The sequence below is a fragment of the Harryflintia acetispora genome (genome assembly GCA_004340125.1).
Classification (GTDB): Bacteria; Bacillota; Clostridia; order Oscillospirales; family Ruminococcaceae; genus Harryflintia; species Harryflintia acetispora.
Map to the genome: position 1 here is coordinate 224,946 of SLUK01000001.1, position 13,558 is coordinate 238,503.

Consider the following 13,558-nt stretch of genomic DNA (forward strand, 5'->3'; position numbering starts at 1 on the left):
CGTCTCGGCATCCCAAGTGTATGAGTACATATTAGTCGGTGTCCTTCCTTTGCCTTTGTGCGTTCGCCTTGATAATAAGCGATTCTATTTCTGAGTATCTACGGCGGGCAAGATACCCTTTATCACTCAAAAACTGAAGCACGGGGGCTTTTTTCATCTCTATTTGATTGTTTGCCAATAAGTCAACGATTAAGTCATCGAAGCTGTCAATGCCTGCAGAACGCTTGACGATTGCGCCAGCACATTCGGTCCCATTAAAGCTGCTGTGCAGAAGCATATATTTTTGACTGTAGCTCGCCACATAATGCTCTAACAAAAAGATGTTCCAAGGGAATCCGGCATAGGGGAATGCGCCGAAGTTCGTCGCTTCCAGCAGAGAAATATACTTTCCCATGCAGATACGATCCAAAGCCTCATCCATTGCTCCAACGGGAAAATGAGCGGCAGTTTTTGTTACAAACTGATCTCGGCTGATTCGCAGGCTATTTTCGTAAATCGCCTCAAAATATATGGGAGTTGCGAGGTTACTTGCCAAACTCTGAAGCTCGGACAGCGTGAAAGTATCATGACTTCTCGCATATTTTGCAAACACATCTGCCATTGAAAGTTCCTGCCCTGAGCGGCTGATAATATTTCCCTTAAAGGAAAATTTATCGCCTAATTTTGCCTTTAGCGCATCCCGGAATCCATACACAGAGAGGGTGTGATTCTCCTCTATAATATAGGGGTATTTCACACGGATTGCGTCATAGAGCTCATTTCCGCCAATAAATTCCTTCTCGTCAATGGTTCTCTGGATAATTTGGGCAATTCCGTCCAGTTCTTCATCGGACAAATGGACAATACTTTCGTGAAAGTATTCGCTGTGGCCGTTGTTAACGAATTCAACATTGCTGGCAAGAATAAACTTTATTTTACTTTGCGGGAGATGAGGCAGAGCAGTGAAAAGCTCATCATAGGTCACTGGTTTGCCATAATCTTGCAAGCAAGAACGAACTTCAGGTAACGGGTCCATACTGACATTTGGCGTCTTTGATATAAAACTCCTATTGATAAAGAATCTACCGTTTCCTATAAAAGTCAGGTACGACTTCAGCATATCGGCATCGTGGATATGGTAGTCCAAGAAAGCATCGGAAAATTGGGAAAAAATCGCTTGATAGTAGATAGCGACTTTACCGTCCGCAAAAGCGGACTCGATGTAATTTAGCAATTCGTCCTTTAGTTCTTCGCTCAGCATGACATCCGGGAGAAATGCTTTTCCCTCGTAAATAATGCAGAGCTGCTTGATTTTTTTGCTAATGTCATCATCAGGATCAGTTAGCTCTCTATCATGGGTTGCCGTGTAATATCTCTTGAATTTGCGTATCTCAAGTGGCGAATCCATGCGGAATCCCTTTTTAAAGTATTGCCTAAGGACCTCCTCATAGCCTTCATCTCTGTAGGTTTCTGCCGGTTCCGAATCGTCCTTTGTAGGTGCAGTCCAAATCAGGTCCGAGCCAATAAATCCGAGAAATTTCTGTATAGCTGCACGGAAACGGTTGTGCTGCCTTGCATTATAGGAAAGAAAATCCGCATTGCTTAAGAGCAACTGAATTGTCTCCTGCGCCGTTTGTTTGTCCGTTGCGTAAAGCTGCCAGGAGGCCAGCTGGTGTTCTTGGGCAAATGCTTCACAATTGTTTATCGCAGAAGCATAACTCCGGCAGGTGGCATCAGCCATATTCAGTGTTTCAGATAGATAGCGAGAGAAGCTTCTGCTATTTATCTCACAAATCGCAGCCTTTTCAAACGACTTTCTTTGATTGACTTGTTCAAAAGTTTCCTTCTCTTTTTTTCTATATGTGATAACAATATTTTCGTAGTCTACACTACACAAGTCCAAGACATAGCGAATTTTTGCCGCAATATCGTTTGCACTCAAATTGGTTTCCAGCATATATGCGGTTCCCGGTATAGGTTTAGGAGCAATCATAAAACTGTAATTATCATCACTCGCAAGCTCGATTCGGCCAGATTTTTGCGCAAAAGACATTCCTGGCTTGAATATGTGCGGATAATCTTCCATCACAGAAGCCATCACAGTAACATAGAGAGCTGTCCACGAATCACCACACGCTTTTCTCTCACCAAAGTAACTGAACCGCTCTGGCTTAGTGTATGCCAAGTCAAAGTCCGCATAAAAATCAATTTCAAAAGTTGTATCCTGACTATGTGAACTCTCCGTATTGGAGGTATCTGATTCGATTGCAGGAGTGTTTTCTGAAAAGATGTAGGAATCTCCAATATTTGATGCCCAGCTCACATTATCGAGAATCTCCTCAACAACAGCGGGACGAACAGTATGGTTAATGGCCTCACATATCTCTCGAATTGTGACTTTCTGACTTTCGTGAGAAGCTTTCAGTACATTATAAATTTGATTATATACAGCAGGGTGTTTTTGCAACAGCCTTTCGTCTTGCTCGGTTTTTGTGTATGCAGTAGTAGGTGATTCTGCCTCGGCCATCTCTATATCGGACGGGCTTTGATTCGACATTTCATGATCGATGGTGCTACGATCTTCAACGGCCTTTCCATCAGTAATGCGAGCGTAAAGGCCTTCTTTTATGTAGTTATAGTAATACCGACCCGCATCAACAATCTTATTTATTTGCCGTCTACGGGTTATTCTGAAGATTTTGTTCTGTTCAATGGTGCGTTGCACTTTTTTTATGGTTTCAAAATCTGTTGTCTCGAACAGTGGATTCTGTAGGACTTTTATTCTCAGACAAAAAGTTTCTATTTCAGAATAACATCTATAAAGCTCCGAAAGCTGTGCAGGAGACACTCGTTCAGCAAGATACCGCATGAAGTCGTCTTCAACGATTTTTCTATTGCTTATCATTGCCCTTGCCTCCTTCAGTAATTTTTGGTACTCATCATAGGATTCGTGATACAAACCTGCAACATCTGCAAAAAGTTTGGTGGCTGGTTTGAAAACTGTGCGACCGAGATACGCTGACTCCATGCTTTTCATTTGAAATGAAATACCATTTGTATTGCGATACACTTCATCAACTTCCATACCTCGATGAAGTGCCATTGCCCTCAAGTCACGAGATACTGCCTTAATTGCGTCCGAACGTGTGAGTTCGCCTTTCATAGAGGCAAGAAGCCCTTCTAATAGGATGACTGCTTCATATTTATCCCAGGACGGTTGCCTCTCTACCATACATAACTACTCCCTTGAAGATGTTCGAATTTCTTAATTGCATTGCTTTATTTTGGTTCTTTTACATATTCCATAATATCGCCAAAATCACAATCGAGGGTCTCACATATACGACCTAAAATAGCGAGATTTACCGCTTCATTTCGCCTTAACTTTGTCATCGTATTCGGCGCAATATCTGCGGCCTTTCTCAAATCTGCTTTGCTCATTTTCTTGTCTACAAGCAATTTCCACATACGGTTATAAGATAGAGCCATGCATTCTCTCCTTTTTTCAAGCAGCAAATGTATTTTGTAAGGCATTTCTCAAAAATGTATAATACGACACTTTAACTTATATTTTACTACTAGTATCTGGCTATTTTCAAGAGAATTTCGCAACTTTATGCGAAATTGGAGTGACTGTTTGAGATAAGTCGTAAAATTGTTGAGCACTTTTCCATATAGGAATGCTCCTTGATACTCCTGCGATTATTTCTTTGTTTATGCGGCGCATTCGCTGCGTCAGCCCATAATTCCAATTTTCTTTCCGTTCTCATACATATCCTTATCGTATTCTACCTAGTTGGGGAATCGGCTTTCTATCTAGCCGAAGCCTGATACATAGACCACACCCGTTGAATTACTGCTGCTGGTCTCTATCTGCGGTGGCAGCTCCGGCATTGGTTTAGCCTGGTTTTCTGCTGTAGGCTATGGAGCAGGAAGCTGCCTCATTAACTCCCTCCAAACACGCTTAACCATCGTTCCATTTACCACTTCTTCTATCGCTGTTGTCTGTGGCACCGTTCTGGCAGCCCTGGAAGCGTCGCCCGGGGTGCAGCCACCGTGTGTTGGACTTGGTGCGGATACTTCTTGCCCACCGGGGATTTGAGGTGACATAGCGGCCCCACAGGAAGAAACTGGCGGTAATCGCTGCGGTTATGGCAATTCGTTTTTCATTTCGGTTCTTCCTCAGATATCAAACGAACGCCCAATCTCCTGGCTTTATAGGAGGCTGACCTCCCATTTTCATCATGATGTATCTCGTTGGAAAGTTTGCACGCCAATTCAAACCCAGCTATAAAACTATCCAGGGAGGTTTCCGTTTTGATATAATCTTGAGCATCAATGATCCTCAGTACCAGTTTGCGCTCCGGTTTTTCCAGAGCGGTGATCAACGCTTTGTGGCACGCCTTCACTTCTTCTTCCTGTTCGACAAACTCCGGACGGATATAAAAGCAATCATACAGCGTCCGAAGCAGTTTCTTTTCCATGGCCATTGCCTCTTTGTGACCCAAACATATACCACACTTTCTGCAAAATAGCTATCAGAATTTCAGAAGTCCATCCAGCAGATCTGCCGCCTGCTGCAGCTCTTTCTCCGTTGCCTTGCCAGACTCATCCATCCTTTTGGATGTTTCGTGGGTCAGATAATCTTCATAGTTCTGCCGGGTCATCGCTGCTCTGAAATGGCCCAGCATCTGCGCTACTTCTTCCACTCCCACTCCATTCTGCAATGAAAGGACTGCACAGGTATGCCGGAGGTCCTCAAACCGGATATGGTCCAGCCCTGCTTCCCGGATAATCTCACTGTGGAACCGACGCACCATCTGGGGTGAGTAGGGTTTCTGGGTCGCCGGATGCATAAACATCAGCGGGCTGCTGGGGTGCCTGGCATGTTCTTCAAGCAAAAGCTTCACCACTTCCGGGGTCAGGCTGATGGATCTGGTTCCGCCTTTATACTCCACCAGTTCCCGCCGTTCCATTGAGCGGCCCTCGGAAATAGTCAGCGTTCGTTTCTTAACATTAAGGTCACTCCATTTCAGGGCAATCAGCTCTCTCTGCCGCAGCCCTGCTGTCAGCGCCAGCAGGAACATGGGGAGATGGCCGAACCGCTCCGCCGCGTCCAGATAGTCCTCCACTTCTGAGGGCGTCAGCACATTGGCGCTGACCTTCCTGGGTTTCGGATAGCGGAATGCTCGGGCGGGATTGTCCGTTATCAGGCCATCCCGCATCGCCTGATCCAGACACTGCTGGAGCAGGCGGTGGATATGCCGCATGGTGTGTTCGCCCAGTCCTGGGTATTCGGGACTCTCCGGGCGGTGACCGCCAAAGTGTTTTCGCTCCTCCAGAAAATCTCCCACCTGTTTTGTAGTTAATTTCTCCAGTGGTATATCCCCCAAGCCGGGGAGAATGTGGTTTTTGAAGAGATAACCATGAGCTGCGTATGTGGTCGGCCTGCTCTGGTTTTTGTCGTAGACCTCCTGCCAGTGAACGATGTACTCTTTCAGCGTCATATCCCCACCTCCATACACTGGCGTTGCAGGTTCCGGAAGGCCACCCACGGCAGGCCGGCCTGTTTCAGTATCCGCTTGTGCAGGTAGTAAAACTCGTAGAGCTGATACGGCGCTCCGGTCTTGGGGTTGAGAAACACATAGCAGTCGGTTTTCGGTATCCGTTCCAGAAGATGCTCCGCCTTGCCGTTTAGCGTCAGCAACCGCTGACCCTTGAGGATGTACCGGCAGCGGATATGAAAATCAGCCCACGACAAGGTGATGAGTTCACATTGCCGCAGGCCGCTGGAAAGTCCAGTGTAGATGAGCGGGAGTACGCCAAACTGTTCCGCCGCGTTCAGGTACCGCTGAAGCTGCCCCAGACGCAAAGGGACCGTTTTATATTCTTCTGTCTTCGGTTCTTTGCAAAGCCGCACCGGATTGCAGGGAATAAGCTGGTCACGGGCCGCGTCGTCCATGCAGCGCCGCAGGAGCAGATGGACGCACCAGACGCTTCTGGTGCTCAGTCCCTGGCTCCGCAGGCTGTCATAGAAGCTGGCGACGGTGTTTTCAGTCAGTTCTTCCAGTGGGATACTCCCGATTCCGGGGAGGATGTGGCGGTAGATCAGGTTGCGGTATCCGCCCACGGTGCTGCCGTTCCATCTGCTTTGATTCACACGAAACCAGCGGTCACACCACTGGCCTACGGTGTAGCTGTTTCCTTTCTGCATATCGTTGCCTCCTTTCGGCAACCGAACAATACCACAGAACGAGGGAAATAGCTACTGGAAAGAACGGAATTCTTTTGGAGTGGAAGCCTTAACTACATTCTAACGATGCTGAACTGCTGATATCATTTGTTGCAATTTGCCTTTTTTGATAGCAGATGATAAAATGTCTAACAAAAGGAGGTGCTGATATGCTCGGGCGAAAAGTGAACCACAAGGTTTTTGGATGTGGAACAATTACTGAACTCACAAGTGCGTATCTCACCGTCAATTTTGGGGATAGCGAAAAGAAATTTGTCTACCCGGATGCATTTGAAAAATACCTGACGAGTACAGATCCGGAACTTATGGAACAGGTTGATAAAGATATCCAATCCAAAAAATCTGCCCACTCAAATTCTGTTCTGTCTGCCAATCACCTATCTGCAACACCAACACAGCCGCAGATGCGGTCACAGAAGCATGCCAAAAAAGTAGAACGCTCTAATATAGCGTTCAAATGCAATTACTGTGATGGAGGGAAAGAGCAGAATCATATAGGATTCCAAGGCGTTTGTTCTGATTCTATATTAAGATTCAATATTGAGAAAGCCCGCCATGTTTGGTGTTCTTCCGAAGACTCTCCTTGTCGTTGGTACTTAGATGGGGAAATTACCAGAAAAGAATTGGAATCTATGATGAGTGGCGGCCATGGCCTGGATTCTGTCTGCTATGAGAGTCATATGCTGCGAGACTGGATGGCAAGCGCTGGGGTTGTCCAGACTGGGACCGACAAAGGAAAACCAATGCGTCTCTTGAAAGTACAGAAAAACAGTCTCGCGGTTTTGACCACACGAGAACCTAATGCCGCTTCAGACGAATCGCGGTTTGTTTTTGCAGTATTCCTCGTTGATGAGAGTTATGAAGGTGATAACCGAGATGTAGGTTATGTAACGACAAATTCTGAATGGAAAATTGAACTTGTTCCAGCAGAAGCTCATAAAATACTTTTTTGGAACTATTACATCAACCGAAACGCTCCACAAAAAATAGTCTTCGGGTCTGGGCTTCATCGGTACTTAACTGACGAGCAGGCTGCGCAAATCTTACGGGACATCGTTACTGTCAAGAGCAATCCAAAGGAAAAGGAATTTGCCCAGCGATTTTTCGAGCACTTCTGTAAAATCAATGGCATCGATGCAAATGATGTTCCGCCTCCTAATGGTGCTCTGGTGAATAACAATTAATTTTCGAAAGTCTCATACGACTGAGATAGTGAACAAAAGATGTTATAAGAGCTTTATTCTTTGTTTATGCGGTGCAATTCCTGCGCCGCTCCTCTGAGGTGATTGGTCTGTCATCTCCCCCTCAAACCGGACGGAACATCTTTTAATACACAGAATCCCATCCCACACAAATCCCAAAAGGCGAGATTTTTCCTTGAAACAACCAGGGCAAAAGAGTGCCAAAGAGGAAGGGCCGGAGCAGCGGAAAGGGCCAAAGAGAGCTGTAAATGGCTCCCTGAAGGTTCAGACACACGTTTGGGAGCACGATGCCGCAGGTTCAAATCCTGTCACTCGGACCATTGAAAAGGCCGTCGACTTTTGTCGACGGCTTTTTGCTATGCCTGTATCCATGCGGGTTTGTAGACCGTCAAAGATTGGAAAGTCCTATAATTACACTCAAAAGCTAAATTGAGTGACAGGACTTACTGACAATGATATAATTAGTACATCTAAAAATGCAAGGCTCATTTAGAAGAGAGGTAACTGACAATGTGCATTTACTATGGAGATATGCCTGACTTAACGTACATAAAGCGAGAGCACATTTTCCCGGCAGGTTTGGGCGGTAAAATGATGCTTCCTCAAGGATGTGTTTCTGATCAGGCAAATGAACTTTTTTCTCAATGGGAATTGGACTTAATGCGATGCTCCACAATTTCTATAATAAGAGCGATGGAGGGCCCCGGGAAAAGGGGGAGTTCAAGCCCTTCGAAAGCATCAACAAGTGAAATTTGTATATATGAATCGGATGATAAAACTTTTGAGCTAGGGTACATAAAAGCGGGGAAGCCATATTCTATACCGCAGATAAGAATCAGTACAAATATGGCGGAAACTGAGTTCCATTTTATAACACCCAGGTGTGAAAATGAGCCAGAGGAGATTTTAACTTCGTTCAAAAATGCTTTGTCAAAATTCTCTGGTAAATTTGTTTCTATCCGTGCATCTGAACTTGGAGTTTCTTCGATAATCGTCGGTACTTGGAGTGGCAAATTTTACGTTGCGTTTTCCGAATCGCCTCCAACAGTTCAATTTCTAGCTGACCAAATTGCCTTGTTTTGTGAAAAGGCAAAGGTAAAAGAAGTTTTGCAACGGGACACTCTCGGAAAATTTGAGTTGCATCTGATGGAAAGTGCGGATTCTTGTCGAGTTTATGCGAAAATAGCATATAATGTACTTGCATACTTTAGAGGAGAAGAGTTTATCCAAGATATTCGATTCAAAGAAATTCGTAATTGGATTTTGGGGAAATCGGATACCGATAGGTTTGTATCATTGCCAAAAGGGTTTGGTGGTATGAGAGTTCTTAAATTCCCTGAAAAAGCACACTTTTGCTTCTTTATGCGTAGTGAGGACGGTAAACTCGTGGCTATAGTCTGTCTCTACAGTGCGTTCCTCCATACATTTGAATTTGCTGACTGGGACGAAACGTTAGATGCATACGAATTCCCTGGATTTCTTGGTTTAATCTGTGATTGGAAGCAAAAGCAAGAGTATACTATGAATGAATGGATAATACATTTACTAAAGAAATGACACGGGAATATAATGTGTAAATACTGCTTGCCGATTGCCTACAAACCATTGATACAATTTGATTTTTTCAAATCCTATAATTCCACTCCGACCACTACGAATGACCCTCGAGCGGTCATAACGACAAAAAAGCAGGTTGGTATTTTGCCATCCTGCTTTTTGTTTGCCTCCGTTGCATTTTTATGGTATCATTTTATCAAAAGACAAAAGGAGAGATATTGTGATTACAAAACAAAACACCAAGATATTTATTGATACCAATATCTTTCTTGGGCTTTATAATTCAAACGACTCCGGGAATGTAAAAGCCTTTATGAGAACCCTTTTTAAGAATAAGCAGATTTTAATCACGACCGAGCAATCCGTAAACGAGTATTTGAGGAATAGGACAAGAATAATCAGCGATTTCAAAAACACCTTTTTCGATCCTACCGCGACTACCCATACATCATCTTTTGTTAGCTCCTTTTCGGAATACAAGGATTATTTGCGGTGTGTAAAAGAATTAAAAAGCTGTCGCAAAAAAGTTATAGGCAAAATCGACACTGTTCTATCTGATACAAAGCAAGACTACATCTATGAGAGCTTTGTAAAACTGTGGAAAAGCAATAATACTATACCCACAGCAGATGAGTACATCGACCTTGCAACAAAAAGAAAAACTCTGGGGAATCCTCCCGGAGGGGATAAATACTCCAGTGGAGACGAAGTTATATGGGAGACCTTGATTAACACATTAAAATGCAATCTAATTATTGTTAGCAAAGATCGAACATACACTCAGAATAAAGAATTTTTGCAATATGATTATCGTACAAAAACAGGAAGTGAACTCGTAATATGTGATACTGTGTACTTGGCCTTTTCTATGATTGATATTGAAATGGACCAGCGTGCAATGGAGGCCGAGGACAATATTCGGTGGGTAGATATTATTATTCAGGCGCTTGAACAACTTGGAGGAAGGGCAACTTTAGCGGAAATTTATGAGGAATGTAAAGATTTAATTGCCCTATTCCATCCGGATAAGTTTAGTAACGCTACAATTGATAGCACTATTCGCAGGACAATCTACCAACACTCAAGTGATGTAACAGCATACCTTGGAAAAGATGATGTTTTTCATAGGGTTAGCTCCGGCGTATGGGAACTTCGTATAAATAGCTAAATATTTTACTTAGCTCCAATATTCGTCTGCTTGCTGCCGGATGTTTTATTTCATGCGGTTTTACGAGTTTGTCGTTATGAATGCTCGCACCATTCCCTTTTCGGAAGAACTTGAGTTTTCTTGTTCTTTTGAAAAGGGAATTTTGCTTTTGTTATACACAACTTTTTTATTTCAACAGATGGGAATTTATGCAATTGGTCACGCGGGCTTATGCCTGGGACCGTCCCTTTAGTTGTCAAGCCAAGTGCATGGCATTCCCTTTTGCTCAAATTAAACAGTCGCAGCGATGATGACTTTAAAGCGTTTTTATCGTTCCTTAATTTGCGTTTCAGTGAAAATAACCGTAATAGTGATTCGAGGCGTCCTAAAATTTTAGTTGAAGTTCTCGAGCGTAGTTATGAGTCCGATTTGGCAGATATGGGGATACCCAAATTGTTGTTAAGCCATTTTACTGATTATTATTTTGAAAATGGAAACCATGCTAAACTAGAAGAACGGTTTTTAAAAGAAATGCTTCGTAAGCATGGTAAAATATAACAAGCTCCTCTATGAAGACCGTTTCCATTCTTCTGAATAAGGACATGAACAAAGCACCTGTTATCCAAACAAGTGCCTGTCGTATAATATTTGTTTGTTGATAGTCAGTAAACACTGATTTTATGCGAGGGGGTGGAGTTTGTCCTTATGAGCACTCGGACCACCAGGCAAGGGCCTGGAGCCAATTCGCGCTCCGGGCCTTTTTCTATTTACTGCAAATAAAAACGACTTGTAAAACAAATCGTTTTTATTTTTAATCGCCATACGTAAGGAAAAATTGTCTGCTCGTTGCCTGAGCGGAGCGATCCAGCGCCTGGATCGGCTTGAGCAGACGCTGTACCATATGGCGATGTTCGCCCTTGACCGGCCGCCGGTCACCCGCTTCAATCGGGAGTACCTGCTCCCCGCGCTCACTGGGTCCGGACAGCGGTTTGCCAAACATTTGGTGAAACAATAAAACAACGATTAAGGGGGCTGACGGTTTCCGTCAGCCCCCTAATGATACGCGCTAGAAAAGCCCCCTGCAGTCGGGGGCCCGGCCCGCGGCCGGCAATGCGAGGACCAGATTGAAGCCTACCCAAATGTCAGCCAAAATCCCGCCGGGTAATTTTGCAGAAATTGGGGCTTGTAGTATAAGCAAGCCCTGCTATACTGGAGACACGGTACCGTAAAAATCAAATCGAAACGAGGAAATTTTTATGGATTTTTTGACAGTCAACCCGATCGGCACGGTGCACGTTTCGGAAAACGGGTTCCAAATCGAGCTTTTCCATGCCTATCGCGCAGGGCTTACGGGTCTTGTGGGCTTTGGCCATCTGACAACCCTCTGGTGGTTCAGTGGCTGCGACGACCCGGCCTCCCGCGCGAGCCTGAGCGAGGAGCACCCTTATGCGAAGGGGCCGCAGAGCCTTGGCGTCTTTGCCACCCGTTCGCCCCGGCGGCCCAATCCGCTCGCACTCTCCTGTGCCGGAATCATCGGGCTCGACGAGGAAAACGGGGTGATCCGTCTCGATTACCTCGATGCCGACGACGGTAGTCCGGTGCTGGACATAAAGCCCTATACCCCCAGCCTGGACCGGGTGGAGCACCCCGCCGTGCCCGTCTGGTGCAGCCATTGGCCGGAGAGCGTGGAGGCGAGCGGGGACTTCGATTGGGAGCGCGAAATTTCTTGCTAAAAATTTTCACGAAATCTGTCACACGCCTCCTCCGGCGCGGTCTAATAAATCGGAAGTATAGACACTGCTTTCAGGAAAGGAATAAAAAATGAAAAACATGGATTTGGAAAAGGATTTGATCGCGCGGGCCGTCGCTGGAGAACAGGAGGCGCTGGCGGAGGTTCTTAACGGGGTGCAGGACATGGTGTTCGGCCTCTCGCTGCGCATGCTGGGGCTGGTCCCGGACGCCGAGGACGCCACCCAGGAAATCCTGATCAAGGTGATGACCCGCCTCTCCACCTTCCGGCAGGAGAGCAGCTTATCCACCTGGGTGTTCCGGATCGCGGTCAATCACCTGCGCGACGTGCACAAGAGCCGGTTTGATGAGCGGCCGCTGAGCTTCGAGCACTACGGCGCGGACATCGCCGGGGGCCGGGAGCAGGATGTGGGGGACCTCAGCGGCGGCGTGGACCGCCGGTTACTGGAGCAGGAACTGAAATACTCCTGCACCAACGTCATGCTCCAGTGCCTGGATCCGCAGAGCCGGTGCATCTTCGTGCTGGGCACGATGTTCCGCCTGGACAGCCGGATCGCCGCCGAAATATTGGAGACGACCCCCGAGGCCTACCGCCAGCGCCTTTCGCGCATCCGCCGCAAGGTGGCGAACTTCCTGGGCGAATATTGCGGCCTGAGCGGCACCGGGCGCTGCTCATGTAAGCGGCGGGTGGACTACGCCATCGCCCAGCACCGGATCGACCCGGGCCGGCTGGACTTCCAGTCGCTGCAGCGGCTCGATGATTTTACCGAGGCGATGGAGCAGCTCGACGACGCCTCGCAGGTCTTCGCCGCCCTGCCGCACTACCGCGCGCCGCAGCAGACGCGGGACTGGGTGCGCTCCCTGATCGCCTCTCGGGAGTTCGGCACGGTACTTCAGGACCGGGAGGAGGCGGTGTGCGGATGAAACAGATTCTCGACTACCTCGCGGCGCTCGAGCAGAACAACGACCGCGAATGGTTTCACGCGCACAAGGAGGAGTACCGCGCGGCCGCCCGGCAGTTCGAGGAGCTGGTGGGGGTGCTCCTGCTAAGGCTGCGCGAGCTGGACGGGTCCATCCCGCCCGCAAAACCGGGGGAGCTCTGCTTTAAGCTCATGCGGGACACCCGCTTCAGCCACGACAAGTCCCCCTACAACCCCGCCTTTCGCGCACACATCGGTCCCAAGGGCAAGCTGCCCATCCCGGTGGGGTATTTCCTCTTCCTGCGCCCGGGAGACCGCTCCTTTCTGGGCGGCGGGCTCTTCGCCGACTGCTTCAAGGACGCCACCGACATGGTCCGCCAACGGATCTCGGCCCAAGGCGGCGAATGGCAGCGGCTGCTAAGCGATCCCGCGTTCGCCAGCCGCTTTACCCCGCAAGGCTCCCGCCTCAAGAGGGTGCCGCAGGGATATGAGAGCGATCATCCGCAGGCGGAGTATTTAAAGTACAAGAGCTGGTATCTCGAGGTGCCGGTGACCGACCGGCAGCTGCTCGGGGAGGGCTTTCTCGACGAGGCTATCGAAACCTTCGCGGCCATGAGGCCCTTCAACGGTTTTCTCAACGAGGCGCTTACGGGCTTCGTCATGCCGCAGCGCCCGGGGAAATAGCGGTCCCCGGCGAAACGGCAGGAAGGCGGGCGGCAGATTTTATCTGCCGCCCGCCTCTCTTGTTTTC

At 47.3% G+C, this 13,558-nt stretch carries 11 protein-coding genes; 6 read left to right on the top strand and 5 right to left on the bottom strand.

Going from position 1 to position 13,558, the window contains the following annotated elements; all coding sequences use genetic code 11:
* Positions 1-31: 31 nt before the first annotated feature.
* From EDD78_RS01090 to EDD78_RS01110, 5 genes are all read right to left on the bottom strand, one after another.
* Positions 32-3,211, bottom strand: coding sequence for a hypothetical protein (locus EDD78_RS01090; protein WP_132083555.1), 3,180 nt, complete (start codon positions 3,209-3,211; stop codon positions 32-34).
* Positions 3,212-3,258: 47 nt separating this feature from the next.
* Positions 3,259-3,468, bottom strand: a complete 210-nt coding sequence (locus EDD78_RS01095; protein WP_132083557.1) for a helix-turn-helix domain-containing protein — start codon at positions 3,466-3,468, stop codon at positions 3,259-3,261.
* Between the two features lie 677 nt (positions 3,469-4,145).
* A complete protein-coding gene (locus tag EDD78_RS01100; RefSeq protein WP_350308567.1) occupies positions 4,146-4,463 on the bottom strand; it encodes a DUF6809 family protein in 318 nt (105 codons plus the stop codon).
* 54 nt (positions 4,464-4,517) lie between these two features.
* The gene (locus EDD78_RS01105) at positions 4,518-5,486 is read right to left on the bottom strand and encodes a tyrosine-type recombinase/integrase (protein ID WP_132083561.1); all 969 of its coding nucleotides are present in this window, start codon (positions 5,484-5,486) and stop codon (positions 4,518-4,520) included.
* Complete coding sequence (locus EDD78_RS01110) at positions 5,483-6,193, bottom strand: tyrosine-type recombinase/integrase (RefSeq protein WP_132083563.1); 711 nt, start codon at positions 6,191-6,193, stop codon at positions 5,483-5,485. Before EDD78_RS01110 ends, EDD78_RS01105 begins: the two co-directional genes overlap by 4 nt.
* A 188-nt stretch (positions 6,194-6,381) precedes the next feature.
* Between EDD78_RS01110 and EDD78_RS01115 the strand changes: the two genes are divergently transcribed.
* The 6 genes from EDD78_RS01115 (at position 6,382) to EDD78_RS01145 (ending at position 13,491) form a co-directional block, all read left to right on the top strand.
* Positions 6,382-7,416, top strand: coding sequence for a hypothetical protein (locus EDD78_RS01115; RefSeq protein WP_132083565.1), 1,035 nt, complete (start codon positions 6,382-6,384; stop codon positions 7,414-7,416).
* Positions 7,417-7,944: 528 nt separating this feature from the next.
* Positions 7,945-8,991 (top strand): hypothetical protein, encoded by a 1,047-nt coding sequence (locus EDD78_RS01120; protein ID WP_165873055.1) that lies wholly within the window; start codon positions 7,945-7,947, stop codon positions 8,989-8,991.
* Between the two features lie 220 nt (positions 8,992-9,211).
* Positions 9,212-10,159 (top strand): PIN domain-containing protein, encoded by a 948-nt coding sequence (locus tag EDD78_RS01125; protein WP_132083569.1) that lies wholly within the window; start codon positions 9,212-9,214, stop codon positions 10,157-10,159.
* A gap of 1,235 nt (positions 10,160-11,394) precedes the next feature.
* Entirely contained in the window at positions 11,395-11,871 is a 477-nt protein-coding gene (locus tag EDD78_RS01135; RefSeq protein WP_132083573.1) for an SAM-dependent methyltransferase, read from the top strand.
* A gap of 88 nt (positions 11,872-11,959) precedes the next feature.
* Positions 11,960-12,811, top strand: coding sequence for an RNA polymerase sigma factor (locus EDD78_RS01140; RefSeq protein WP_286170657.1), 852 nt, complete (start codon positions 11,960-11,962; stop codon positions 12,809-12,811).
* Positions 12,808-13,491: a DUF2461 domain-containing protein gene (locus tag EDD78_RS01145; RefSeq protein ID WP_350308568.1), complete on the top strand. Its 684-nt coding sequence runs from the start codon at positions 12,808-12,810 to the stop codon at positions 13,489-13,491. The genes EDD78_RS01140 and EDD78_RS01145 overlap by 4 nt, the downstream gene beginning before the upstream one ends.
* Positions 13,492-13,558: the final 67 nt, after the last annotated feature.